The organism is Martinezella tropici (assembly GCF_003287875.1).
In the GTDB taxonomy this organism is placed as follows: Bacteria; Pseudomonadota; Alphaproteobacteria; order Rhizobiales; family Rhizobiaceae; genus Rhizobium; species Rhizobium tropici_C.
Genome location: NZ_QMKK01000037.1, coordinates 86,644 through 107,856, shown reverse-complemented (window position 1 = coordinate 107,856; position 21,213 = coordinate 86,644). Strand labels below are relative to the sequence as shown.

Below are 21,213 nucleotides of genomic sequence, written 5' to 3'. Positions count from 1 at the left end.
TTATATCGATAAATAAACCTCCACCTACGGTGGAGGACTGGACGAGTTCTACACGGTAGTTGAGAGACCTCCTGCTTGAACCGCTGGGGTGGCCCAGACTTCGAACAAGGAGGTTTTATGGATGAGCAAACGCTCTCGCATGCGACGTGGGACTGCAAGTATCACATTGTTTTTGGCAGCAAATACCGCACGAAAAGACTTTACGGGGACGTGCGGCGTGAGTTGGGAGAACTCTTGCGTCGGCTGGCACAGCAGAAAGGCTGCCAGATCGAGGAGGGTCATCTGATGCCCGACCATGTGCATATGTTGATCTCGATCCCGCCGAAATACTCGGTTTCGCATATTGTCGGCTTCTTGAAGGGCAAGACGGCCCTTTACGTAGCGAACAAATATGCGCGCAAGCGCCGCTACAAAGGGTATCACTTTTGGGCACGCGGGTATTTCGTATCGACGACGGGCTATAACGAGCAGGTCGTCAGACAATATATCCGTAATCAGGAAAAGGCCGACAAAGCTTCCGACTTTGCCGACCTCTTCAATCGTAGCTACTAAGCGCTAACAATACCGCTTCTAGCGGTTCAAGCGCAGCGTTTCAAACCTCCACCTCTGGTGGAGGTCATGACTTATTTGCGTTGTGTTATTATCAGCCATCTGGTGTCACTTTAGCGTTCATTGTAGCTGAATATTGGGTGAATGGCTGATTCTGAGCTCGTTCAGTATCGCATCGTTACCTCTTGCTCGTTCGCTCGGCAAATCCTGCGGAGGCGAGGGCGTTTTTGATTTACGGAGTGCATAATGAAACAAATGCTGGCAAAGCTGGGGGTCACCCTTGCCGTCGCAGTGACTGCTCTGTCGGGTACGGCGGATTTTGCTGCCGCGCAGGGCGTTGATATCTATGTCGGTCCCGGCCGGCATCGCCCGCCACCGCCGGATTATGACCGACCGCCGCGCTTCGACCGCCGCGGCTGCGATCCGCGTCAGGCTATCGACGTTGCGCGCAGCTATGGCCTGCGTCGTGCCCGTGTCGTGGATGTAACGCCGCGCCGTGTCATCGTCGATGGCTTCGGTCGCCGCGGTCCGGATACGATGATGTTTGCCAATGTTCGCGGCTGCCCGCTGCTTGGCCGCTGATCAGCATTGCGGGCGCACGTAGCGCCCCCTCTTCATACTGACCGTTTCGCCTTTATTGGCGGGGGCCGCGAAACCGTCCTTTGTTCGATCCGAATGGATTTGAGCGAAGGACGGTTTTGTTTTGGTCAAGAGCGGTTCAGCTTTTCACGGAATATCCGAACCGCTCTATCTTTATGTCACCTCGCAATTTTCAACCGGAAAACCGCGCAGCACTTTCCTGGAAGTGCTCTATTGCTGGATTGCGTAGGTGATGCTGACCGAAGCGTTATATTCATTCTCGCCGGTTGCGACGGGAACGGCCTTGTCCATCGGTGCTGCTGCGGCCATGCTGCGCATGTAGGGCTGCGGCGGCGCAGCGACCCCACCTTCATGGATCGCGATGACGCGGCCAAGCTTGACGCCGGCAGCATCCGTCAGGACCTTCGCCTTGGCGGCGGCATCGGCGACCGCTTTCTTGCGGGCCTCTTCAAGAACCGTATCAGGCTTGTCGTTGGTGAATTGAATATCGCCGCCCTGGTTGATGCCGAGCTTCACTGCCTGGTCGAGCAGGCCGCCGAGCTTGGAGAGATCACGCACGCGAACGGTCAGGCCGTTCGTCACCTGATAGCCGGTCAGGACCGGCGGCTGGCCACGGCCGTCCTTGTCGTTCGGATAGGTATATTGCGGCTGGATCGAAAAGCCCGAGGTCTGCAGATCGCGCTCGGCAATGCCGCTCTCCTTCAGCGTCGCCAGCACGGCGCCCATGGCCTTGCTGTTCTGGTCGAGTGCGTCCTGGGCTGCTTTCGCCTGCTGGACGACCGAGAGCGTCACAACGGCCATATCCGGCGCAGTGGTCGCATGTCCTTCACCGGTAACCGTGATGACGGCTTCCCGCGGCTTGGCGTCTTCGGCAAAGGCTGCGGCCGCAGGCACGAAGAAACTGGCGCTGATAAGGGCGGCAAGAGCAAAATCTCTGGTTTTCGTCGGAAGCATGATTCATTCCTTGGTTGATAACTCCTCGGGATTCGCTTTTGGGGATTGATTGTGAAGGTATTACGGCAGTCCCTTGTCGGAAAAGAGAAATTGGGTTAGAGCCAAGTCGGCTGCGGGGAACCATTGCTCCGGAGTCGCGAGCGCGAAGTTTTTGTCGCGCCGGGCCTGTAGCTCAATGGTTAGAGCCGGCGGCTCATAACCGCTTGGTTGGGGGTTCGAGTCCCTCCGGGCCCACCATTTAAATCAAGGGCTTAGCGTGGATTTTTCCTTATCTGGCTAAGCCCTTGTGCGCTTTTGGTCATCAATCCGGTCAACATTTACTTCTCAGGCCAGATCCTTAGAGACAGAGACGAATCCAAGTTGATGATTGATGTTGATGCTCCAGAATCCGCCGTGCATCGCCCTCAATGCTTCTACCAAAGCTTCCGCGTCGACCTGCACCCGCTCGGCCGAGTCGAGTTCGTCATGGTGAGCGGCGCTCGCGGCGGTGGGTGCCACTATAGCGGCCGATGCCAAAGCCCCGAGAGCCTGGCGGCGATTGATCATGTTCATCAGCCGATCCTCCTGGCTTCTTCGAGGACCGTCATCGCTTTCGTGAGCTTCTTCTCGATCGCATAGACGCCGGCCGATAGCGACCGGAGATCGTCGTCGAGCTCCATTCCTTCGATTGCTCTGCAGATAAGGCGCGAGAAATCGATGCACTCACTGATGTGATCCTGCGCATCCAAGAATAAGCTTCCACGATTTCGAGGCGCACCTTCGGCGGCGGCCGGAACTGACGTGTTTGGCATGATTTACCCTCCGTCTGTTGATGCATGTTCGTCTTAGCGAACTGATAACTATTTATCACTAGACACCAACTGATAGCAAGTGCATCACTGATAAAAAGATATCAGAGGCGATGATGAAGACATTGATAAAGGCTGCTCGCGATCTCGTCGGACTGACGCAAGCTGAGCTTTGTGAAAAGGCGGCCATTCCGCTGATCACCCTTCGCCGGATCGAGGGGAAACCAGATCATGCGGGACTCGTCTCTCAAGCGGCGGTGGAGAAGGTGAAGGCTGCGCTTGAGGCCGAAGGCATTCTATTTCTGAGGGATGGCGAAGTTTCTGGAGGGGGCGCCGGCGTGCGCCTGGCAAGGGCCTCAACCTCGGACACGGACGAGACCGAGACAATTCAGTATCCGGAGTTCAAAGACGGCGATGGCGGCCCGGGGAGTGGCGGCTGATATTATCGCCGTGCGAGTAGGCCCGGAATTTTGGCGGTCCATTCGGTGGTTACGCAGTCTGCGCGAAGTGGTATTGACTAATTCTCCTGCAATCTGACAGTGTGTTATCCGGTTCGTCGGAGGCCCTGTTATGACCGAAATTGCGAAACCGATGGCAAGGCAGATTGATGGACCGGTCGGGTTTGGCGGATGGCTCATCATGCCGATGTTAGCGACGTTTCTTTTCCCCGTTCTTTTCCTATTCGGGGTGATCCAGGACATCAGTTATCTTGGGCAGCTTCCGGGGAACTGGAAGCTCTTCGGATACTCAGACGTCGCCATACTTTCGGCCATGGCTGTCGCTGGTAGCGCGGCCATCTATTTCATGCTCAAGAAGAGCAAGATTTATCCGAAAATTTATATCTCGATCTTGGTAGCGAACGTTGCCTACAGTCTTTACACGATAGCGGCGCTTGGCGGCTTCGGAGTAATCGGCATTCAGCCCTATGTCCAAGACCTGACGCGGGCGGTGGCGGTCGCTATCATATGGGTGCCATACATGCTGGTCTCGAAGCGCGTACGAAATACGTTCGTCAATTAGGGGAGGCGATGAGCTCGGTGCCCGGCTGGATCCTAATTCTTCAGGCGCTTCTCACGCCGGCAATCGCTATCGCGGTCGGCGCCATTGGCTTCCTTCAATGGCGCACGGCTCATCAAAAGGTTGTGCTGGAGCTTTTTGACAAAAGGCTTGCCATTTTAACCACAGCCCGATCTGCGGCGATCACAGTATTGAAAACCAAGAATTTTGATGAAGCTCGGCCATATGCCGTCGATGCGGCGATCCGGAGCAGGTTTCTTTTTGGAAAAGATATTGTGGCTATGCTCTGGGAATTCCAAGGTGATGTTTATCGGGCGACAAATGAAGGTGATATGTTCGAACGGCTGAAACACCCCGAGCAATCTGCCGCCCAGAGAAGGACATTGGCGATCGAGGCAGCTCGTAAAATTCTGTCAGAACTGAATTCCGCCGCAGAGCCCTATATGAAGATGGATCAAAAGCGCGTTCGGACGCCAATCGAATGGCTCCGTGATCGCAACCGTCAGCGGCTGAGTTATGCCGACGAGCAGCAGAGGTGAAGATGGCTCAGTTTGCTGATGCGCTCTCATATCTGCTCTCATGTATCCTGCGATGGAGTTCGGTGCTCGGCAATTTATCTGAGCTAATAGGCTTTCTTCTGATCGCAGCAACAACGATAGGAAATGATCGTCGTGAAAAAAAAGCGGAAGAGCACGACGACATCGCGACGGGCTACGAGCATGCTGGCCGTCAGGCCTTACTCGATGTAGATCGAAATGAGAGAGCCATTCGGCGGCAAGATCAATCAGGAAGGGTATTGGGCCGAACTAAAGCTGACGCGCTCGGAGTCGCGGACATCACCGACGAAATAGCACGAAAAGAGCGAGACTCGGCACGAGCTTTACGTTTCCTCGCATGGCGCCTGGACAGGCGGGCGTTCTACATATCGTTCGGCTTCATCGTAGCAGGCAGCCTCTTGCAGATGGTTGGGGGCATTCCGCGTTGAAATATCGGAAGACACTTACTTCTTCTTCCACGGCTCCGGCTCGTCCAGGCCGGGCGGCGCACGCAGCATGCCGTCGTCTTTCCCCATACCATAGCGGCGATCGAGCCACGCTCTGACGGCAGGCCAATAGCGGCGGTTGGCGAAAAGTGGGTCTCGCATAGGAAAACCGGCCTTGGTTAGGGCTGGAAGCGCTGTCGCCAGAACTTCAGTCGTCAGCCCCAGACGTTCAGCGCATTGGGCATCGGTGACGAAGAGGGAGTCTGATTTTGCCATGGAGAGCCTGTCCGTTGTGTGGCCGCTAGATAATTCATGTTGTCAGGCGTGCGTCGAATGCCGGGGCTTCCTTTCGTTTCTGCGCATTTACTTAGATTGTATACCAGGGTGCCCGAAGTAGTTTGTCGAGCTCAGATTGTAGCCAAACCCGGGTATCCTCGTCGGGAGAGACAGCTATGTGGGACTCCAGAAGATTTGCCGCGAGCTCCAGGGTGAGAGCCTGAAAGAGCTCCATGCAAGCCTCAGGCGATTCTCCGACCATTCTTTGCCTCGCCGAGTCTTGTGTTTCGACGCTCCCACATAATTCAGGAGGAAAGGTGATCGAACTTTTGGTCCACGAACTCAGACCGGCGGGGATGGTGAGCCATGTGCTACAGACAACGAAGCGGAATTTCGAGCTTGTAAAAGTATCCACCCCAACAGTCGGGGAGTTGGCCGGAAAAATGAGATCAGGATGCCCGACGAAAAGGCCAACCACCAACGCCATTTTGCTGGCATCAAAGTCGCCCAATTCGATGACATCGCGACAGTCTGCCTGCACATCATAAAGTGGAGCGGAGAGATCCGAATATCTGTGGGTGAAGATGTGAGCGAAGCCGGTCTTCCTTTTTACCGCATTTGTCAGCGCCGATTGCGTGATCTTGGTCTCATCCTTCAGTTCGAAAGTCTTTTTGACCGTTGTGTAGGTAGGGCTGATGGGTGACGGATGTATCGAGTATCTGTCTTGATGGATAAGAATTTCGTTAGGGGGCATTCCAATCTGAACACCGGACTTCAGTCTGATGTACACGTCACCTTTCTTTTTCTCTTCAAAAATCAGAAGATTCCGTGGGTTGCTGTTTGCCTTCACATCTACTCGGAGCCGTAACGTCATCGCACTGATTCCATCGATCGCAGCCGCCCGGATTAGGATGGTTTATGTTTGACATGCTGATCTTGCTTCAGAGACATGACGACAGCAACCATGAATATATGCTGGGGGCGGGCGAACCTCGAAGACAGGATCCGAAATCGAAGAGCGTAGACCATGCCGACTAAAGTCTAATTCGGCATTTCCTTCCGCATGTCGAACGCGACTAGCCGCAGGCTGAGACTTTCAGCCACGCGGGATGCGAAGCCTAAAATACTCGTGGCCGCAGATTTGGTGCGGACGAGAAATTGCTCGTGGTCCGAACGATTATTTATCAAGACATTTTCGACGAATATTTCAGACAGGCAACGAAGGCGGCTCGCTAAAAAATCCCGGCGACGTATTTTGTCGCGCTTGGGTTCAGTTCAACGACCACGTTGCCTGTAATTGCGCCGGCAGATTTACCGGTAACATTCTCAATGCTGTAGTGATTAGACGTAGCACTCATTACAACGCCGTTTGTAACCGTGGCTCCATTGTGCGATCGGAATTCCAGGTCCTTCAGCTTTACCTGCGTAGCAGCGCCAGAGAAGGTGATTGCGCCATTCCCTGTAGTTGAGGAGACAGCGGCAAAGATGCCGCCCTTAATCTGAATGCCGGCCATAGGGCCATCGCATTTGATCATTTCCTTGGTTCCAAGTACGACGCCTCTTGCCCATGTGTTGGTCACAAACACGTCTTGGAACAATCCGGCCTGAACATCCACCCATATGAGATAATTGTTTACGCCCTGCGTGTATGTGTTGTCGAACCATATGCTGTGCATCACGGCGCTAGCGCCTTGCTGGGTAACCTGCCACAGCGAGCCCATCTGTCCGTCGGCTTGGCAGTCAGAGAACCATATGTCCCCCACCTCGCCACTGTTGTTGTAGAAGGATATTGCTACGTCTGCGTGGTAGAAAATGCACCTCTGGAAGTGCACGCCGTTGATGCCGCCAGTGCCTCCGCCAACCTGCTCAACGCGGACATTCTTAGAGCCGCCTGTGTTGTACTTGTTGACGAACTGGCAGTCATAGAACTGCAGGTCACCGGTAAAGTCGTTCGCCAGCGTGGTGCTGAGCTTAACACCAACAGCGGCATTCTGCGTGTTCGCGTCCTCGTTCCAGCCCGAGCACCTGCGGAATGTTACCAGACGCACCGCATTGCACTGCCAATTGACCGGGAAGCCGGTTACCTTGACGTTCTCAATGAGGGAATTCTGGTCACCTACCAGGTTCTTGTCCGTGCCCTTGCCGCCCACCCAGAAGCCGACAGCAGCCGTTGAGCCAACCGCCATCTTGACGTGGAAGTCGCGTATCTCAAAATTCGTGATGCGCTGTGCGCTGGCATTAGACTGCCCCTGTAGGATAACCGCAGGCTCAGTGCCAACATAGTCTGCCGCGGCTAGGATGACCGTCTGGTTATTGCCGGCCCCAAACACGCGAAGCTGCGTGTCTTGTGTTGGCAGCAAGGCCCACTGCGACTTAATGAGATATGTACCGGTGCCAAGCTCGATCGTCGGCCTGCTGCCTCCACTGTCCAGAGAATCGCCAACGCAGGCCATCGCCTTGTTGATGGCAGGCGAACTGTCGATGGAGACAGTCGGATCAGCGCCCCACCACTCAGGATAGACATGACGAACTCCAACCACTGCGCCAGTCCCGCTGCAGTTAAAAATCTTGTTCGGCACAGGGGTAGTGGACGGAATATTGCGCCAAGCACCGGCCGTGACCCTACCGCGTATCCTCAGTGTGACGCCGGTAGTAACAGTAAGCTCGCCAGTCCCTATAAAGTGGTAGTGCTTGCCCTTGGGCCAGGCGGCCGTAGAGGTGATGGCGAAGGGCTGATCGATAATGATGTCGTCAGCAAAACCTTGCGCAGCCTCAATGGCAGCCTGACCATTTCCCCACCAGCGCGCATAGACGGGGCCATCGTACTGATGAACCCACGCTCCGACGGTTGCCGCAATTGCATTGGCCTTCATGTAAAGGCCTTCATTGGTGTCTGCCGCGATCTGCGCCGAGAAATCGCCGGTCTTCCATAGCCACTGCGCGGTTCGGCCAGATTCCTTGAGGTAAGATGCCGTGATGGTTGTGGTGTCGAGTGCCTTAAGAGCGGCTCGCGAAGCCACAAATACGTTCGGCACGGCCCCTAGGGCTTCGTCGCGCGCTGCTTCTGCTGCGGCAGCAGCAGCTTCGGCTGCGGCGGCATTAGCTGACGCGTTAGCAAAATCCTCCGCAGTGAAGATGCCGCCTTCCTCACCATATGGCGCCTTGTGCGACCGATCGATATCACGTCGAGCTTCCTGTTCTTCGATCTCAAGACGGTTCAGCGAGTAATTGAATCCCGAGATCGGCAGGGGGGCGCCAATCACAAACTGATCTGTTCGTGCTGGCTGGCGAAGGCCGATCACGAACACGTCGCCAGTCACGGCAATGTCCATGACGACGGAGGCGTTTGTTGAGACACCCTCAACATAGGTCGCAGTAACGGAGAAATCCGTTCGCGGCATACCATCGACAGTAACAGCCAAATCATCATTGTCGAATATGGGGAAACCGACAGGGAAAATCGTTGTCGGAGCGATTGGCTGATAGGCCGTCAGGCGGGAGGAGGGCGCGATTGTAACCATGGCCGGCATAATCCGCGACCATGAGACCCCTCGCAAAGCACAGGCTTTCCAGGCTTCTCGGGAATCATTCACTGCGAATCGCGGCATGCCAAACCCCGGCGATAAGCAAGGAATCTTTTATTTATTTTATTTTGAAACCGATCAGAAAACGGTTGTCGTTGCAGACCTTTGATCTAACAGCGATTCTTTTTCGAAGGGCTGTTGACAGTCAAAAATGCGATTCGAAGTCAATCGGTGACACTTAATTTTGTGTAAAATTCCTCGTTGATTTTGCTGATTTTTCGGGTCTGATAGCAGAAGGCCGAGGCAACGACTGTGTCTCACGAACACTTCATCGTCGTACCTCGGCCTTGGTACGGGTATGCAGTTCTACCTGCAACCGCGCGGGGGAGTGGACCACGCCAATGGTCCACTCTCAAGCGGATTAAATACCTTTCGCGATTCACATGCAATGTTTGCCTTCGGCTTGAACCAAGTTCAGGCTGTCAAATTTCGCGGCCGGCGCGGCAACTCGACGAGAACAAGAGCGGTCCGCAAACCGCCGAGCCAGAGCGGTAGGATCTCCGGACCGGCGCCGCGACCGTACGGCCGGCCCCAGTTCTCGAGCTTGTTCGTGTAGCCCTCCTGCATTCCGGCTATAGCGTCTACCTCCATGACGCTCAGCTTCAACCGCTCACGCTGCTTGCGAAGCGCCTCGACGAGATCACGATAATCGCCGATCGGCCCGGAGACGACTTCATATCCCGCAGCGGACTGTGGCGTATTGGGATCTATACCTTGCTGCCGCAGCTCCCAATCCGCGATATCTTTCTCACGCCAATACAGGATCCGGTTGATCTCAATGGGTTTTGGGAAGCCCATCGCGTCATCTTTCATCCAGCGGTTTAGCGTTCGCTTCGAGATGCTATAGCGCTCGCAGACATCGCGAGCGCAAAGGTGGGGGCCAGATAACCGCTTCACGGTATCACGCAGCAGCTTGAGCCCGCAGCGCGGAGATGCGCTCCGAGATAAGCTTCACAGCATGCCTTGTGATGCCGGCAAGCGCCTGGCGCTCTTCCGCGGCAAAATCTACATCCCGATCATGTTCATCGGCCCATCGGAAAATCCCGTAACTGCCGCGGGCGATAATACGGGAAAATAGGAGGCCCATCTTTTGGGATAGGCGCGCCGAAATGTTGCCATTATCGAATTCGGGGAGAAGCCCCATGGCGTTAGAAGTCACGCCTGGAACCTCTGCAAAGACCTGTCGCAACCGATCGGCCTTGGCATGTGCTCCCTTGAGCTTTTCGACGAAGGCGAGCAAAAGATCTTCCGCCTGAGCTACGTCTTCAAAGTAGGATTCTTCGTCAGCGACGATCTCGTCGATTTTTCGCTGCAAGGAGTCGGCCTGCAGCGATGCTCGGGCGCGATTTTCTTCCTTGGTCGCCTGGCCATCGAGAGCTGTTATCGCAAGATCGAGCGCTTCGATTTCGTGATTGATGTCGCTGATTTGCTGTTGTTTGTCGAATGCCTTGCCGTTGATGAGTGCACTGGCGTGTTCGGCGATCAGGGCATCTCGCCGATCGGCGAGATCCTGCTGTTGCTGGACGAGGGCGGCATGACGTTCGCGGTGTGTGGCGGCCATTGAATTTTCCTTTTCGTTGGCGGGACAGGATGCGCCACAACGAAACACCACGCGTCAAATTCTCGCAAAGCACAGGTTATTCAATAAAAGTCTAATGTAAAAATGTGCCCTTATCCGTTCTCACTTTTCGGTTTGCGGTTCGTCATAAGATCGCGCCCCATTGCGCGTGCAATTTTTCGCCAATCATGGCCGCCCATGCCGGGGATGCGTAGGAGTTCGGCAGTGCTGATTGGGATCATATCTTCAGCCGTCTCGTAGCCAAGTTGATTAAGTTCGGCGAGTAAGCTGGGGCGGAGTTTTAAGTCTTTGAGATTTGTCGTCATAAACAGCAGAGTCGCAGACCACCGTCGATCTTCAATACGGTGAATCATGCAAGCTTAGCTGCGCTCACCATACATGTGCTTGCCCCCTACTGATGGCTGCTGCAGGAGATCGCGAATGCGTGCGGCGATTTCGACTTCAGAGGGCTGAGGCATTTCGCAGCTTAAAGCGAAAATGGATCGTTGCCACTACGTGGCTTTTGCATGGGGGTAGGCGACGGTTGTTGTTGAAAAGGATCTGTCGCGGGCGCCCCATTTTTGGCGCCGGAGACAGCGTTCACTTTTGTCTGGCAGTTCAGCAATTCAGACACAGCGGCAGCCGAACCAGTGAGGCGCACGCCTGTGACAAATTTGCCTTGGAAGGAAAGGCGCAATGCCAGTTTATGGCTAAACTCCTTGGCAAAATTGGTGTCGGCTGTTGTGATGTTCAGGAATTTTACCCCGCTCATATCCGTGACAAATGCCGTAGCCGTCCAGACAGGATTATCATCGAACTGAACTTGAATTGGATAATCCTTGCCCACTTCCAATGATTTCCAATCCATGTTTCCAATTGACAAATATAAAAGAGGTTCTTTGCCGAGAAAGTTAAACCCAAACCTTAAGCCGACGCCGTTGTCAAACGTCGTAGCCATGTAACAAGCATTCCCCATGCTGGGATCTACGAAAATACTCCAGCCATTTACATTTTTCCAAGGTAATGTGTCTTCGGCGAACACCGGCATTGCAAGAAGAAGTGTCGCCGCGAGAAATAATGCTATACATCTCTTCATTTGACGTCCCACCCTACGCCCAATGATTGAATCATCTACAAGAAAAGTCTAGCTGGAATCCCGGCGTCTTATTGATCACTCGACGGAGCAAAGCAAATGGTTCAATGCGACGAACATCCTCGTCGGCTTCTTGATCGCGCTGCACGCCCATCGCAGCGCTCTGTCCTCCGACCCGTGCCACATTTCACTGAAATCACGTAAAAGCCGATTCAGCCGCGCGAACGAGCCTCTCGCCCCATGAAAGGTTCGAACTCATCGTTGCCGTCCAGATATTCCAGTTCATGGTCGATATGGTCGATTGCCCAACCCAGCAGCTCGATCTGACTTTTCAGGTGCTCGGCCAAGTCCTCGGTGATGATGGCGATATCGGCGGCAGGCAGCGATGCCTTGTTGTTGATGATTTTGATCGCGTCAGCCTCTAGGCGCAGCAGATGGTAATTGGCCTGCTTGATCTGGGACAGCAGCTTGTCGCGGTGGTCGAGCAGGTATTCTATCGTTTCGTCGAGCATCGTGGCGTCCTCTATCGGCAAGAAAATCACTTGCGAAGATAGCTCTTTCGACTGTCGTCGGTAAGGCAATAACGGCCGCTGCGTGGCCCGACAATGGCAGGCGCCAGCAGGATTATCATCGCGAATATTAAGCCGGCAAGATCTCTCGAATAGATCATCTCATCTCCGGCATTCCGATGTGCATGAAGCCACACCGCCTTTTTTGCCGGAGCAGGGAGCATTTGGCGCTGTTGCCGTCGTCGAAGCTACTAGAGTTTCAGCTCCTATCAGCTTCAGACCAAGACACGGCACGAGGAGAGAAGCTTGGCTATTTACAGCCCTTGGCCTTCATCGTGTTTTGGATGGAGATGACCTTACCTTTTTCTACTGAAATGAGGCCTTCCTTATCACCACCGGTGAGGCTCGACATCGGAACCCCCACAAGGAACACACCAAAAGCATCACCATTGGCTGCGTTGTTTTGATCCTGGGAGAGAGCGGTCAGTTTGCCTTGCTCGGTCGTTAGCTCACGGCTGAGTGCCGGGCAATCGAGATTGGAGTAGGCGGCCATTGGAATATCCGTAGGGACGATGGCGTCAGGACGCTTGGCGCAGGCGGCAAGAGGTAGCAGTACGAGAACCGCGAAAAATCGTTTCGTCATGAAATCCCCCAGATGTAAACTCCACTGTGGTATCCTCGACTATGGCGATAGCGGAAGTGGCAAAAATGCAACCGTGCGGATTTATTGCTTTACCGCAGTCGGATGCGCGGCACTGTAGATTTGCAAGGTTCCTGGGGCGAATAGCGTTGGCACGACCCCGGCGTGCGTCGATGCCTGAATTGCCCGGAAGTTGGACATCGTCACTGCCCGCTCCGCGTGAAGGGTGTTGTTTGCCTGATCTGCCAGCATGATCAAAACTCCTCCGAGGTTTCGCGCATCGGCTGCGGTGGAAATTCGAGGACTTCATCAACCGGTAGTAGCACATCGTCCTTTCTGTGCTCGATGACCTTCGGCCGCTCCGGCTCGGTAAGGTCGATGACGTAGCCGGGAGTGGTCACGCTGACATCGACGCCGACGTTGACGTTAACGGCCTGGCCCGGCTGGTCGAACGCCAACCGTTCCGCCGCCTTGATCTGCGCCGTTGCCCCGGCGGCGTTACCCTTCAACCGTGGATCATCTCTGATCTCGGCCAACGTTCGTAGCGACTGCGCCCGCTCACCATTGCGATAGAGTGTGAGCTGCGTCCGATAGAAGGCATCGACGGCCGGCTTCAACATTGCCGTCCGAAGAGAGCTTACGCTCAGTCCCACATGTTCCGCCGCCTCTTTCAGTCGCGCGGCTGGCGCGAGTCTATCATCGAAGACAAGCGCCTCGATGGCCTTCCGAACCTTCGGTGTCAGACCGGACCCGCGACCGCTCGTCTTCTGTCGGCCGGGCTTAGCCGCCTCGCGCCGGCGGGCCGCAAGCAAGGCTTTCGGATCCGCATCGTGTCTGGTTGCCATCGAAATGTTTCCTCAAGTGAAAAATTTGCTGTTCGATGTTTTGGGAGGGCGAGGTGCGTTTGAGGGAGGAACGGAAATCTGGCGCCCGAATTTTCCCCCACCCCTTCTCTATGGTTACGAAGCAGAAAGAGGGGGTGGGGCCTAGCGCCCGCTATCAGGCGCCGGAGCCCTGGCCTTTGCGCTCATCTTGCTTCGCGTGAGCTGCGGCCATCTGCGCCGGGGAGAACGGCTCGAAACTCCATTCGGCGGGATGGTTCTGCACAGCTTCACGCGCATCGCAGAAGCTGACTTCGGCGGTATCGCCGTTGTTGCGGTAGATCGTCGTTCTATTCAGCATTGCTCGCGCTCCTGTGTCGCTTTTCCAAGCTTCCGGTTTGATCAACCCACGAAAAACGGAGCTGAAATCGTGTCTATGTTGACCAATTCGTTGACCGGAAAGCGATTTCGCCTCATCGAAAACTGGCGGTCGAGAGGCAATATGACATTATTCCAAGTAGGTAGCTAAGCACAGGTTTTGAGGTGGCATCCGGTTGTAAACCGCTTGGTCATGAAATCGATCCTGCGAGGCCAGAGCGCAGCGGCGGGGAGGCGGAAATGTTGGAGCGGTGCTGCGCGTGGCTACGACACCACTTTCTGCTCTCTTTCGCGCATCAATCGATATGCAGTGAGGGATACGACGTTAGTCGATGGCATCTGTGCCGGCTCGTGCTGTTGCGCTTCTCGTTCTCGCTGCAAGCGTACGTAGACGGCCCGGACAATATCCGGTGGGAAGCAATCCTCAAATCGTGTCACTTCCATTTCTCCATCGCTTTTGAAATCTTTCTGGCTGAGGCGCTGTGTCGATCAAGATCTACTAGCCTGTGCGGCAATGAGCGCTAGCCGCGCGGCAATGAGCGCATGATAGTAACGGGGATCAACAACTTGATCCCTCCTAGAACTCTCCTAGAGCCTTCCTTGAGCTATTCTTGATATCGGAAACGAGCGGCTTCTTGATATCGGAAGCCATCTCATCGAATGCGGCGGCGAAGTTCAGCCACTCATCTGAACGCTTAAGCCACGCTTTGGTCTGTTTGATGTGCGGCTTGTAGAGCAGCCGAGCAATGCCAATCAGTTGGACGTTTGGCTTTAGATCTTCGACGGGCACAATGATTGCGCCTTCTTCCACCTGCCATGACATCATGCGCCGGCCGGCCGCTAAGGCTGCGTCGGTAATCGTTCGCTCGCCGGGTTCGCACCGCCCACCTAGTGGCAATGGGTGATAGACTTCACCCGCAATTGTGTCGGCGTCGACAAGATGCTCGACGAAAGAGATGAGGCCCGCCCGGTCCAGCAGGTGGAACGCATCCCAGAAGTTCTGCACGACGAAGGGCGTAGTCGTGAACGCTTCGGCCTTGGGGTTGCCGTTGGGCGACAGTTCGCGGCGGAAGCGCCATAGGGTACAGCTACCATAGGATCCGACGCGCTCTCGAGAATATGGAATGCGCACTCCCTTTCCGGGCCGCCATTCACAGCCGCCGTTGCCGTCCATATCGTGGAAGAAATGCAGGTCGATGAAGAGTCTGAGAGCATCGATGTCTTGCGCCTGGCGCAACAATCGAAGTGGGGGCCGTTCCCCGGCCGCGCCTTCGACGATAGCCAGAGGGAGCCAGATGAACGCCGGCTCCTCGCTGATGTGTAACTCGTATCGGCGTAGCTTGCCGTTAGGCGTCACGGACATCAGGCCGCTCTCAACCAGTCGTCCAATCGCCTCCTTTGCCCGAATATGATGCATGCTGGTACGCCTTTCGATCGCTTCGGCAGACCAGTTCGATATGATGTGGCTCCTCCCGGCGCCGGCGGCTATGACGACATAGGAAATCGCCTCGTTCAGCCCCAGATCGCACACCTGATGCCACACATTGCGATCGATCGCGAAGAAGCGTTCGGAGACCGGTGTCTTTTCCAAAGTATCGGTTGTCATACCGGCCTCCCGCATCGTGTGCACAGCATCGGCTCAACTGGATCGACCGCCTGCCGGGCGCGAAACCGAAAGCGACAAGGCTTGCACTCGAAAATCCGGGTGATCTCGGTGACCGCCGCAAACATGTCTTTCGTCTGCTTGCGCAGATCCTCTTTTGATGGACGTTTCCGAGGCGGACCGCTCAGGATGGGGAGGCCGCCATCAATTTGCTCGGAGCCGCGGCGCGCCATGTTCTTGCGCTGCTGAAGCTTGCTGAAATTGCGCCGGCTCATCCGTGTGCCCTCCGGTAGATCCGGAACCTGTTCGCGGTGGCGATGGCTTCGCTTGCCTCGACGGCGGATAGGCCAAAACGCTGGCGCAGTTCGGAAACAGCGTGGGCAGGTGGTTCCCGTTGGTCGGCAAGCCACAGAGCGGCGATCCGGACGGACTCGTTATGTTCGTGATCGGCACCGGTCATGGGGCATCTCCATCACGAACGTTGATCCGCTTTTCCAGCCAAGTTTCGATATCTTCCTTCAGCCACGCCTTGCGGGAATTGCGCGATGAGCCGAGCTTGATGGGCTTGGGAAACGCGCCGGCTTTGATGAGACGGTTCAGGTGCTGGGGGCTATAGGGAATACCCATTTGCTTGAGAAATTCGAAACTGACCAGCATTATGCCGCGCTCCTATCACGCTCGGCGATGAGTTGCTGAATCCAGTCATCGATCTCGGATTCAACCCAGGCATTACGCCTGAGGCCGATCTTTACCGGCTTCGGAAATTTCCCGATCCTGACCAATTCGTGAAGGTGGGTGCGATCGAAGTCGATTCCTTTCGACTTCAAATCTTCCAGCGATAGTAGACGCATAGCTTTGCCTCATTTCTGCTTCGCTACGCCCAATCGAAGTTTCTTAAGACACAATTGCCCAAATCACGAAACGTATTCGTTAGATCTGAGACCATTGCGTCGGGCGGAAACCAACTTTTCTTTTTCGGGGACGTACGGCGATGCTTGGTGAACTGAAGAAAGCTTCTCTAGGCGTCTCCATTTGGTTGAAAATAAGCTACTGGATACTTCTATATCCGACGATAAGCCCTGAAATTCAACAATCGTCAAGCGCTTTTTCGATCCAGTGTGACAACGTTTGGGGAGGGCTCAGGGGCGATCATCTGACGAAGCGCGGCGGCCCATCGTTCAAGTGCTTCACGCATCTCTGGCTCATATTCGTGCTGGTCGTAGACACGACGAAGGCCGGTCTTACCATGACCGATCACCATTTCCGCGATCTCGGAATTGATGCGTAAACCGGAAAGCCGAGTGCGGACCGTGCGCCGGATATCGTGGAAAACCCAATCGGGCAGGGTGGCGTCTGGGTTCGTCTCTTGAAGCTTTTTCAACATTGCCTCGTCTAGCGCGCTCTTAGCGCGGCTGAAGCCATTGATTGCCTTCTTTCCATTCGTGGTGCTGAAAAGGCACTCTCCCGAATTTTCGCCCTCAAATTTTGGAAGGTCTCTGATTAGTGACATGGCGTCGTTGGACAGTGGAACGATGTGCTCTTGCCCAGACTTGAAGCGTTCAGAGGGCACGGTCCAAAGCTGGCGATTGTCGGAAATCTCCGATCGGCGGGCGCCAGCAACTTCATTCTTTCGCTGGCCGGTCAAAAGCAGCAACTTATAGAACTGGCCAAGCGGGTAGGGGGTATCCTCGGCCGCGGCCCAATACGCACGGATCTCATCATCGGTCAGCGTACGAGTGCTCGCGGTCTTACTGAGTTTGAAGTGCTTCGGCTGCAGATGTGCGACGGGATTGACCGTCAGCCCGTAACCTTGCCGGCGTTCGGGCCACATCGCCCAAGAGAAGAGCGCCTTGATATGGCCCCACGTGTTGTAAGCCTGCCCTGGCGCAGCTCTCTCTCGGTGCTTGCCGTCGCGTATGGCTACGATAAGTTCCGCCACGTCGGCGTCGGTCACCTCGGCAATGGGCTTTGATGCCCATGGATTTTTCCAGACCTTTCCATCCTTGTCTTTGCGCTCAAGCAGTTCACGGCGGATCTCCCGTTTATCCTGCTCGGCGTGCCGATTGCGTTTCCGGGTCGGGATATCTTCCAGATAGTCTTCGACGACTGCAGCGAAGGTGTTTTGGCGCCGGCGATCTCGTTCAGCTGCTATCTCTCCCTCGTGCTTCGCAGGATCGATCCCCATTGCTATCAGTGTCGACCACTCCCCAGCGATAGCCCGCGCCCTGGCTAACGACATAGCAGCGGGGGGTCGCGGCAGATCCTTTCCTTTTGATTGCAAGTCAAGCTCTAGCGCGGCGGCCTTTTCGTCAAAGATGCCGATTGTTCGCCGATCAACGCCTTTTCCGCCTGGGAAGCGACCAACGTAAATGAAGCTCACTTGCCCCTTATCGTTGACTCGTGCGGCAAGTCCCTTGGTGGCTGCATCGCGAAACTCTTGGCGCTTTCCCTTGGCGACCTTCGGCGGGTTTGAGAGAAACGCCGCCTTCAAGACGGTCGGCGGTTTGCGGGCGCTTGTCATTTTGGTCAACTTCCTGGTCAACAAATCTGGCCGTTATTAAACCACGGCAGGCAACGTTAACCTACATTAAAATGTATGCTGACGCTGAAATTAAAAGATAAAATCCGCATCTGCCGTCATTGCCCATCGTTAGCCATCACTATATGATGCGGCTCATAACCGCTTGGTTGGGGGTTCGAGTCCCTCCGGGCCCACCATTTATTTATGGCTTCAGATGATTGCAGCGTGGTTAGCCATGCGGTTTGCAAGATTAGCCGTGCGCATGGTCCGATGTGATATGGTGTTCACAACACGGCCATGCTTGGGTCACCTGCGTTCCGCGCATGGCATGTTGGCTAAGCTCTCAGCGAGTGAAATCAATGCTCTATGGAAGCCGTACCGACGGAGCAGGTGTGAAGTGCAGGTCATCCAATTTGCCGGCTTCATCAGCCATCCGGCGTTGTCGGCGTGCCCTGATGAAATATCATCTGCCATCGACCATCGATGCGCTGCCAAATCGAACTTCGCAGGACATGCCGGGCAGGCCTGTCTCCTTCTGCAGATCGAACGCTTCGATATGTGACGAGGACGGCGTCAGGGGAAATCGACCGAAAGGTATAATCGCGCGCCATGACGGGCTCTGAAGGCGGTTCTGTCTTTTCCACCGCCAGGTGCATGACGAGCTCGTCTCTATCATCGTAGATCGTTCCGGAACTGCCGAATTCGACAAAACCTTTCGCGAGGAGGCTTGCCACTTTATCCGCGGATTGCCGGATTTCAGGACGATGCAACTCTTCCTCAAGCCTGCGGATTTCCTCGAACTCGCTTTGTGAAACTTCCATCTACGACCCCCGCGCGGTCCAATTGCGATCGTCATACGCTTCCGGTTACATCAATGGTTCGAGAATTCGCTCTTGCTCAAGCTTGCGGGGCTCATCATGATCGATTTGCCGGCATTGCTCCAGTTCATTGGCAAAGAGTTCTGCGGCGTGGCGGCCGATATGTGTCCTGTCATCTTCGATGACCGCAGCTATCCGTCGAAATAGCTCCATTTCGAAGCTGCTGGCAGTGTTCGAACGGTTCGGTCTCGCCAATCTCGCGCCGCCATCGAGACGGATAGCCGAGACGTAAAATTCGTCTTCATAATCATCACCGGCAGAGGTCAATTCAGCGCGGCCATAGAGCAACAGCCCGGTTTCCCAGCGATCGCAGAGGCGAATGCTGAGCTCGTCGAATGAATATTCGCAGGAGAAGGCGGGGCTGGCCTGCATGATCAAGCCTCCATTTGTGCGATCGATACAGAGAAGGCGGTTGCTTCCTGAAAACCGGCCGCTTTCGAAGTCCCGGCTGACCCGGGTGGGATATTAAGCGGTGCTTCGAACATTACGGCAATCTCCTTTCGATATTTCTTCCGATCGAATATCAATGTCATGGCCTGTCCGGTTTCGCTGACTTCACGCAAGCCTTACGTCTTGCATGGGCTCATTCCTTTCAGGGCCAACGGCACTCGATAGGGATACTGCCTATAAACATAATACGTGTCAACATTATTTATGTTTACCCAATCGGGATCGACATCAAAAGTGTTTGTAAGTCCGTGCGAATTATCTATTTGCGGGCAATGTGTCCGCAAATGCGGCCGATGACTGTCAGTCGCTCGAGTTCGACGGTGAACGTCTCAAGGGCAGGATTGTCCGAAATAATCTTCACTTGGCTGGGGTGTGTGAAGGGCACACGCTGAAGGCGCTTGATCTGCGGCTCGGAATAGCCGTCACTGATGGCGTAAACGGTATCAGTCGTCATCTGGTTCTGGGAGAGGTCGACGATGACGCGATCACCCGGCATGTAGGTCGGCTGCATGGAATCGCCGACGACTTCCATGATGATGGTATGGTTCGGCGAGGCCTTTGCCTCATTCCTCAAATAGCCTGTGGGAATAAGCCATTCCGCGACGATTTTATGCCCTGCGACGTTACCGGAGCCGACGGGAAGATTGATAACTTCGCCGACAATGCCACTTCCGGCTCCCAATTTGACATCAACCTCCGGCATCGCGCCTGCGATCTGCGGCGTCCAATGCTCGCGGCTATAGCTATGCTCTTCGCCATCTTCGGCAAATCCGTCTTGATCCTGTACGTCGGGATCGAAGGAGGTGACGATGGTCGGCGCCACACGCGCCACCGTGCGCGGCCCTTCTCCCGTCAGGAGATAGCCGGCAGAGGTCCCGAATTTCTTGGCGTAGCGATTGGCGATCTCTGCGCTGAACTCGTTCTGCCCGTTCTCGTGTGCGCGATAGGTGGACAGGCTCACGCCGAGCGCTTCCGCTGCCTTCGTGGCTGATGGATAATTTGCGGCCTCGCGGGCCGCCTTCAGTCGTTCGCCCATGGATTTTTGCATTTTTCGACCCTTGCAAAATTTACAACATAAATCATGTTGACATCATCATTATTGTCAACATAATTGGTGTCTATCAAGGGGCATGCGGCGTAAACTGCCGCATGCGGGTACGCGGACTGATCTGCGGATTTTAGGCCGGATGTATTGAAAGGTGACGGTATGACCACGGGCAGAAGAAGTAGGAGAACATCGTCTCGCGCGGGATATTTCGACTGCTTCTGGGGCTGCCCACGCTGCCGGCGCATCCTGTCGATTGCAGAAGTTATCGAACTGCATTGCGAAAACTGCGACCTCGCGATCGTGCCATCGGAAATGGCCATGGGCGAGCCAGTCAATGAAGCTCCGGATCTGGGGAGATTGTGATGAGCGAGTTGCTTCAGGGCTTCCTGGCTTGCGTGGGCGCGGCATTTTTCTTCGGCACCATGCTGACAGCGGTAAAATCGAGCATCTGCAGATCGTCACGCTCATATGATGACGATGAAGATTGTGGTGCGCCGGAAGGGGATCAGATCCACTTTCGCATCGCTGAAGACGAAAATACTCGTGCCGAGAAGTTGGCACGTCTCGTCGAAATGGGCTGACGATCACCCGCGCTTCCCATTCGAATCCCACCAGAACACTCAACAGACAGATCCGGCTCATTGGCCGGAGGAGGTTGCCATGAATGAATTTCAAATCGGAACTGAAGCTGTTGCCGGCGGTCATCACGGCTGGATCCGCAAGGTGCATCGAGCGACAAACGAGATAGTCCGCGATAGTCGCGGCGAGCCGATCGTTTTCGCGACGCAGGATGCAGCGAAGGCCGCTGCGGGCGAGGCGATGGTCGCCTATCTCAATACGCCGATGCTGCGTGACGGGGCGAGGGTCGAAGCAATTTCCAAGGCGGAAGCCCTTTTCAAGCCGAAGCCTGCTACTGCCGCCGGCATTGCCTGATCCGTTCGCCGGAATGCGGAAAGCATCAAAT

The 21,213-nt window shown here is 55.1% G+C and carries 34 protein-coding genes and 1 tRNA gene; 10 read left to right on the top strand and 25 right to left on the bottom strand.

Features of this window, described 5'->3' with window-relative positions; translation table 11 throughout:
* Positions 1 to 117: 117 nt before the first annotated feature.
* Entirely contained in the window at positions 118 to 552 is a 435-nt protein-coding gene (gene tnpA, locus DQ393_RS15420; RefSeq protein ID WP_112340015.1) for an IS200/IS605 family transposase, read from the top strand.
* 243 nt (positions 553 to 795) lie between these two features.
* Entirely contained in the window at positions 796 to 1,131 is a 336-nt protein-coding gene (locus DQ393_RS15415; RefSeq protein WP_112342641.1) for a hypothetical protein, read from the top strand.
* Between the two features lie 228 nt (positions 1,132 to 1,359).
* Here the strand turns inward: DQ393_RS15415 and DQ393_RS15410 are convergent, their stop codons facing one another.
* Positions 1,360 to 2,103, bottom strand: coding sequence for an SIMPL domain-containing protein (locus DQ393_RS15410; RefSeq protein ID WP_112342640.1), 744 nt, complete (start codon positions 2,101 to 2,103; stop codon positions 1,360 to 1,362).
* A 161-nt stretch (positions 2,104 to 2,264) separates the two neighbouring features.
* Here DQ393_RS15410 and DQ393_RS15405 point away from each other — a divergent pair.
* Positions 2,265 to 2,340 (top strand) — tRNA-Ile (locus tag DQ393_RS15405).
* A gap of 87 nt (positions 2,341 to 2,427) precedes the next feature.
* Here DQ393_RS15405 and DQ393_RS15400 read toward each other — a convergent pair.
* A complete protein-coding gene (locus DQ393_RS15400) occupies positions 2,428 to 2,655 on the bottom strand; it encodes a hypothetical protein (protein ID WP_112342639.1) in 228 nt (75 codons plus the stop codon).
* On the bottom strand, positions 2,655 to 2,831 hold the full coding sequence (locus DQ393_RS33460; protein WP_181592362.1) for a hypothetical protein: 177 nt from the start codon (positions 2,829 to 2,831) through the stop codon (positions 2,655 to 2,657). The genes DQ393_RS15400 and DQ393_RS33460 overlap by 1 nt, the downstream gene beginning before the upstream one ends.
* Before the next feature lie 173 nt (positions 2,832 to 3,004).
* Between DQ393_RS33460 and DQ393_RS15395 the strand changes: the two genes are divergently transcribed.
* From DQ393_RS15395 to DQ393_RS15380, 4 genes are all read left to right on the top strand, one after another.
* Positions 3,005 to 3,331 (top strand): XRE family transcriptional regulator, encoded by a 327-nt coding sequence (locus tag DQ393_RS15395; RefSeq protein WP_181592361.1) that lies wholly within the window; start codon positions 3,005 to 3,007, stop codon positions 3,329 to 3,331.
* A 130-nt stretch (positions 3,332 to 3,461) separates the two neighbouring features.
* Positions 3,462 to 3,911 carry a DUF2569 domain-containing protein gene (locus tag DQ393_RS15390; protein ID WP_112342638.1) on the top strand — a complete coding sequence of 150 codons (450 nt, stop codon included), beginning with the start codon at positions 3,462 to 3,464 and terminating at the stop codon, positions 3,909 to 3,911.
* 8 nt (positions 3,912 to 3,919) lie between these two features.
* Complete coding sequence (locus DQ393_RS15385) at positions 3,920 to 4,447, top strand: hypothetical protein (RefSeq protein WP_112342637.1); 528 nt, start codon at positions 3,920 to 3,922, stop codon at positions 4,445 to 4,447.
* A gap of 2 nt (positions 4,448 to 4,449) precedes the next feature.
* Entirely contained in the window at positions 4,450 to 4,893 is a 444-nt protein-coding gene (locus DQ393_RS15380; protein WP_112342636.1) for a hypothetical protein, read from the top strand.
* A gap of 15 nt (positions 4,894 to 4,908) precedes the next feature.
* On the opposite strand, the gene DQ393_RS15375 is transcribed toward DQ393_RS15380, so the two are convergent.
* The 3 genes from DQ393_RS15375 to DQ393_RS15365 all read right to left on the bottom strand — a co-directional run bounded on the left by DQ393_RS15375 (position 4,909) and on the right by DQ393_RS15365 (position 8,687).
* Positions 4,909 to 5,166, bottom strand: coding sequence for a winged helix-turn-helix domain-containing protein (locus DQ393_RS15375; RefSeq protein WP_112342635.1), 258 nt, complete (start codon positions 5,164 to 5,166; stop codon positions 4,909 to 4,911).
* Between the two features lie 91 nt (positions 5,167 to 5,257).
* The gene (locus DQ393_RS15370; protein ID WP_112342634.1) at positions 5,258 to 6,040 is read right to left on the bottom strand and encodes a hypothetical protein; all 783 of its coding nucleotides are present in this window, start codon (positions 6,038 to 6,040) and stop codon (positions 5,258 to 5,260) included.
* Between the two features lie 358 nt (positions 6,041 to 6,398).
* Positions 6,399 to 8,687: a hypothetical protein gene (locus DQ393_RS15365; protein WP_112342633.1), complete on the bottom strand. Its 2,289-nt coding sequence runs from the start codon at positions 8,685 to 8,687 to the stop codon at positions 6,399 to 6,401.
* On the opposite strand from DQ393_RS15365, the gene DQ393_RS33680 reads away from it, so the two are divergent.
* Positions 8,686 to 8,859: a hypothetical protein gene (locus DQ393_RS33680; RefSeq protein WP_210209425.1), complete on the top strand. Its 174-nt coding sequence runs from the start codon at positions 8,686 to 8,688 to the stop codon at positions 8,857 to 8,859. The two genes, DQ393_RS15365 and DQ393_RS33680, sit on opposite strands and share 2 nt — an antisense overlap.
* Before the next feature lie 305 nt (positions 8,860 to 9,164).
* On the opposite strand, the gene DQ393_RS15360 is transcribed toward DQ393_RS33680, so the two are convergent.
* From DQ393_RS15360 to DQ393_RS15270, 19 genes are all read right to left on the bottom strand, one after another.
* The gene (locus tag DQ393_RS15360; protein ID WP_245430366.1) at positions 9,165 to 9,548 is read right to left on the bottom strand and encodes a DNA-binding protein; all 384 of its coding nucleotides are present in this window, start codon (positions 9,546 to 9,548) and stop codon (positions 9,165 to 9,167) included.
* Positions 9,549 to 9,651: 103 nt separating this feature from the next.
* Positions 9,652 to 10,311 (bottom strand): hypothetical protein, encoded by a 660-nt coding sequence (locus DQ393_RS15355; RefSeq protein WP_112342631.1) that lies wholly within the window; start codon positions 10,309 to 10,311, stop codon positions 9,652 to 9,654.
* Between the two features lie 110 nt (positions 10,312 to 10,421).
* Positions 10,422 to 10,634 carry a hypothetical protein gene (locus DQ393_RS15350; RefSeq protein WP_112342630.1) on the bottom strand — a complete coding sequence of 71 codons (213 nt, stop codon included), beginning with the start codon at positions 10,632 to 10,634 and terminating at the stop codon, positions 10,422 to 10,424.
* 161 nt (positions 10,635 to 10,795) lie between these two features.
* Positions 10,796 to 11,404, bottom strand: coding sequence for a hypothetical protein (locus DQ393_RS15345; protein WP_181592360.1), 609 nt, complete (start codon positions 11,402 to 11,404; stop codon positions 10,796 to 10,798).
* 209 nt (positions 11,405 to 11,613) lie between these two features.
* The gene (locus DQ393_RS15340) at positions 11,614 to 11,913 is read right to left on the bottom strand and encodes a hypothetical protein (RefSeq protein WP_245430365.1); all 300 of its coding nucleotides are present in this window, start codon (positions 11,911 to 11,913) and stop codon (positions 11,614 to 11,616) included.
* A 307-nt stretch (positions 11,914 to 12,220) separates the two neighbouring features.
* Complete coding sequence (locus DQ393_RS15335) at positions 12,221 to 12,553, bottom strand: hypothetical protein (protein ID WP_112342629.1); 333 nt, start codon at positions 12,551 to 12,553, stop codon at positions 12,221 to 12,223.
* Positions 12,554 to 12,634: 81 nt separating this feature from the next.
* A complete protein-coding gene (locus DQ393_RS33455; protein ID WP_181592359.1) occupies positions 12,635 to 12,802 on the bottom strand; it encodes a hypothetical protein in 168 nt (55 codons plus the stop codon).
* 2 nt (positions 12,803 to 12,804) lie between these two features.
* Positions 12,805 to 13,395 (bottom strand): hypothetical protein, encoded by a 591-nt coding sequence (locus tag DQ393_RS15330; protein WP_112342628.1) that lies wholly within the window; start codon positions 13,393 to 13,395, stop codon positions 12,805 to 12,807.
* A gap of 154 nt (positions 13,396 to 13,549) precedes the next feature.
* Positions 13,550 to 13,732: a hypothetical protein gene (locus tag DQ393_RS15325; protein ID WP_112342627.1), complete on the bottom strand. Its 183-nt coding sequence runs from the start codon at positions 13,730 to 13,732 to the stop codon at positions 13,550 to 13,552.
* Between the two features lie 594 nt (positions 13,733 to 14,326).
* Positions 14,327 to 15,355: a hypothetical protein gene (locus DQ393_RS15320; RefSeq protein ID WP_112342626.1), complete on the bottom strand. Its 1,029-nt coding sequence runs from the start codon at positions 15,353 to 15,355 to the stop codon at positions 14,327 to 14,329.
* Positions 15,352 to 15,627: a hypothetical protein gene (locus DQ393_RS15315; RefSeq protein ID WP_112342625.1), complete on the bottom strand. Its 276-nt coding sequence runs from the start codon at positions 15,625 to 15,627 to the stop codon at positions 15,352 to 15,354. The genes DQ393_RS15320 and DQ393_RS15315 overlap by 4 nt, the downstream gene beginning before the upstream one ends.
* A complete protein-coding gene (locus DQ393_RS15310; RefSeq protein ID WP_112342624.1) occupies positions 15,624 to 15,812 on the bottom strand; it encodes a hypothetical protein in 189 nt (62 codons plus the stop codon). Before DQ393_RS15310 ends, DQ393_RS15315 begins: the two co-directional genes overlap by 4 nt.
* Positions 15,809 to 16,009 carry a helix-turn-helix transcriptional regulator gene (locus DQ393_RS15305; protein WP_112342623.1) on the bottom strand — a complete coding sequence of 67 codons (201 nt, stop codon included), beginning with the start codon at positions 16,007 to 16,009 and terminating at the stop codon, positions 15,809 to 15,811. Before DQ393_RS15305 ends, DQ393_RS15310 begins: the two co-directional genes overlap by 4 nt.
* Positions 16,009 to 16,203, bottom strand: a complete 195-nt coding sequence (locus DQ393_RS15300; protein WP_112342622.1) for a helix-turn-helix transcriptional regulator — start codon at positions 16,201 to 16,203, stop codon at positions 16,009 to 16,011. Before DQ393_RS15300 ends, DQ393_RS15305 begins: the two co-directional genes overlap by 1 nt.
* 245 nt (positions 16,204 to 16,448) lie before the next feature.
* Complete coding sequence (locus tag DQ393_RS15295) at positions 16,449 to 17,873, bottom strand: site-specific integrase (RefSeq protein WP_112342621.1); 1,425 nt, start codon at positions 17,871 to 17,873, stop codon at positions 16,449 to 16,451.
* Between the two features lie 425 nt (positions 17,874 to 18,298).
* Positions 18,299 to 18,694: a DUF4440 domain-containing protein gene (locus tag DQ393_RS34310; RefSeq protein ID WP_112342620.1), complete on the bottom strand. Its 396-nt coding sequence runs from the start codon at positions 18,692 to 18,694 to the stop codon at positions 18,299 to 18,301.
* A gap of 45 nt (positions 18,695 to 18,739) precedes the next feature.
* Positions 18,740 to 19,123, bottom strand: a complete 384-nt coding sequence (locus DQ393_RS15280) for a hypothetical protein (RefSeq protein ID WP_181592358.1) — start codon at positions 19,121 to 19,123, stop codon at positions 18,740 to 18,742.
* A gap of 2 nt (positions 19,124 to 19,125) precedes the next feature.
* Positions 19,126 to 19,314, bottom strand: a complete 189-nt coding sequence (locus DQ393_RS15275) for a hypothetical protein (protein ID WP_112342619.1) — start codon at positions 19,312 to 19,314, stop codon at positions 19,126 to 19,128.
* A 146-nt stretch (positions 19,315 to 19,460) separates the two neighbouring features.
* On the bottom strand, positions 19,461 to 20,249 hold the full coding sequence (locus DQ393_RS15270) for an XRE family transcriptional regulator (protein WP_112342618.1): 789 nt from the start codon (positions 20,247 to 20,249) through the stop codon (positions 19,461 to 19,463).
* Between the two features lie 362 nt (positions 20,250 to 20,611).
* Between DQ393_RS15270 and DQ393_RS15260 the strand changes: the two genes are divergently transcribed.
* Both DQ393_RS15260 and DQ393_RS15255 read left to right on the top strand, forming a co-directional pair.
* On the top strand, positions 20,612 to 20,830 hold the full coding sequence (locus DQ393_RS15260) for a hypothetical protein (RefSeq protein WP_112342616.1): 219 nt from the start codon (positions 20,612 to 20,614) through the stop codon (positions 20,828 to 20,830).
* A 79-nt stretch (positions 20,831 to 20,909) separates the two neighbouring features.
* On the top strand, positions 20,910 to 21,182 hold the full coding sequence (locus DQ393_RS15255) for a hypothetical protein (RefSeq protein ID WP_112342615.1): 273 nt from the start codon (positions 20,910 to 20,912) through the stop codon (positions 21,180 to 21,182).
* The last annotated feature ends 31 nt before the right edge of the window (positions 21,183 to 21,213 follow it).

Bases quoted from the DNA above. Each gene is read 5' to 3' on its own strand.
- DQ393_RS15295 (WP_112342621.1), bottom strand. From the start codon at position 17,873: ATGACAAGCGCCCGCAAACCGCCGACCGTCTTGAAGGCGGCGTTTCTC.
- DQ393_RS15300 (WP_112342622.1), bottom strand. From the start codon at position 16,203: ATGCGTCTACTATCGCTGGAAGATTTGAAGTCGAAAGGAATCGACTTC.
- DQ393_RS33455 (WP_181592359.1), bottom strand. From the start codon at position 12,802: ATGCTGGCAGATCAGGCAAACAACACCCTTCACGCGGAGCGGGCAGTG.
- DQ393_RS15390 (WP_112342638.1), top strand. From the start codon at position 3,462: ATGACCGAAATTGCGAAACCGATGGCAAGGCAGATTGATGGACCGGTC.
- DQ393_RS33680 (WP_210209425.1), top strand. From the start codon at position 8,686: ATGGCCGGCATAATCCGCGACCATGAGACCCCTCGCAAAGCACAGGCT.
- DQ393_RS15410 (WP_112342640.1), bottom strand. From the start codon at position 2,103: ATGCTTCCGACGAAAACCAGAGATTTTGCTCTTGCCGCCCTTATCAGC.
- DQ393_RS15335 (WP_112342629.1), bottom strand. From the start codon at position 12,553: ATGACGAAACGATTTTTCGCGGTTCTCGTACTGCTACCTCTTGCCGCC.
- DQ393_RS15355 (WP_112342631.1), bottom strand. From the start codon at position 10,311: ATGGCCGCCACACACCGCGAACGTCATGCCGCCCTCGTCCAGCAACAG.
- DQ393_RS15400 (WP_112342639.1), bottom strand. From the start codon at position 2,655: ATGAACATGATCAATCGCCGCCAGGCTCTCGGGGCTTTGGCATCGGCC.
- DQ393_RS15340 (WP_245430365.1), bottom strand. From the start codon at position 11,913: ATGCTCGACGAAACGATAGAATACCTGCTCGACCACCGCGACAAGCTG.
- DQ393_RS15310 (WP_112342624.1), bottom strand. From the start codon at position 15,812: ATGACCGGTGCCGATCACGAACATAACGAGTCCGTCCGGATCGCCGCT.
- DQ393_RS15345 (WP_181592360.1), bottom strand. From the start codon at position 11,404: ATGAAGAGATGTATAGCATTATTTCTCGCGGCGACACTTCTTCTTGCA.
- DQ393_RS15320 (WP_112342626.1), bottom strand. From the start codon at position 15,355: ATGACAACCGATACTTTGGAAAAGACACCGGTCTCCGAACGCTTCTTC.
- DQ393_RS34310 (WP_112342620.1), bottom strand. From the start codon at position 18,694: ATGGAAGTTTCACAAAGCGAGTTCGAGGAAATCCGCAGGCTTGAGGAA.
- DQ393_RS15255 (WP_112342615.1), top strand. From the start codon at position 20,910: ATGAATGAATTTCAAATCGGAACTGAAGCTGTTGCCGGCGGTCATCAC.
- DQ393_RS15360 (WP_245430366.1), bottom strand. From the start codon at position 9,548: ATGGGCTTCCCAAAACCCATTGAGATCAACCGGATCCTGTATTGGCGT.
- DQ393_RS15395 (WP_181592361.1), top strand. From the start codon at position 3,005: ATGATGAAGACATTGATAAAGGCTGCTCGCGATCTCGTCGGACTGACG.
- DQ393_RS15305 (WP_112342623.1), bottom strand. From the start codon at position 16,009: ATGCTGGTCAGTTTCGAATTTCTCAAGCAAATGGGTATTCCCTATAGC.
- DQ393_RS15350 (WP_112342630.1), bottom strand. From the start codon at position 10,634: ATGACGACAAATCTCAAAGACTTAAAACTCCGCCCCAGCTTACTCGCC.
- DQ393_RS15330 (WP_112342628.1), bottom strand. From the start codon at position 13,395: ATGGCAACCAGACACGATGCGGATCCGAAAGCCTTGCTTGCGGCCCGC.
- DQ393_RS15415 (WP_112342641.1), top strand. From the start codon at position 796: ATGAAACAAATGCTGGCAAAGCTGGGGGTCACCCTTGCCGTCGCAGTG.
- DQ393_RS15280 (WP_181592358.1), bottom strand. From the start codon at position 19,123: ATGCAGGCCAGCCCCGCCTTCTCCTGCGAATATTCATTCGACGAGCTC.
- DQ393_RS15365 (WP_112342633.1), bottom strand. From the start codon at position 8,687: ATGGTTACAATCGCGCCCTCCTCCCGCCTGACGGCCTATCAGCCAATC.
- DQ393_RS15375 (WP_112342635.1), bottom strand. From the start codon at position 5,166: ATGGCAAAATCAGACTCCCTCTTCGTCACCGATGCCCAATGCGCTGAA.
- DQ393_RS15325 (WP_112342627.1), bottom strand. From the start codon at position 13,732: ATGCTGAATAGAACGACGATCTACCGCAACAACGGCGATACCGCCGAA.
- tnpA (WP_112340015.1), top strand. From the start codon at position 118: ATGGATGAGCAAACGCTCTCGCATGCGACGTGGGACTGCAAGTATCAC.
- DQ393_RS15380 (WP_112342636.1), top strand. From the start codon at position 4,450: ATGGCTCAGTTTGCTGATGCGCTCTCATATCTGCTCTCATGTATCCTG.
- DQ393_RS15270 (WP_112342618.1), bottom strand. From the start codon at position 20,249: ATGCAAAAATCCATGGGCGAACGACTGAAGGCGGCCCGCGAGGCCGCA.
- DQ393_RS15385 (WP_112342637.1), top strand. From the start codon at position 3,920: ATGAGCTCGGTGCCCGGCTGGATCCTAATTCTTCAGGCGCTTCTCACG.
- DQ393_RS15370 (WP_112342634.1), bottom strand. From the start codon at position 6,040: ATGACGTTACGGCTCCGAGTAGATGTGAAGGCAAACAGCAACCCACGG.
- DQ393_RS15260 (WP_112342616.1), top strand. From the start codon at position 20,612: ATGAGCGAGTTGCTTCAGGGCTTCCTGGCTTGCGTGGGCGCGGCATTT.
- DQ393_RS15315 (WP_112342625.1), bottom strand. From the start codon at position 15,627: ATGAGCCGGCGCAATTTCAGCAAGCTTCAGCAGCGCAAGAACATGGCG.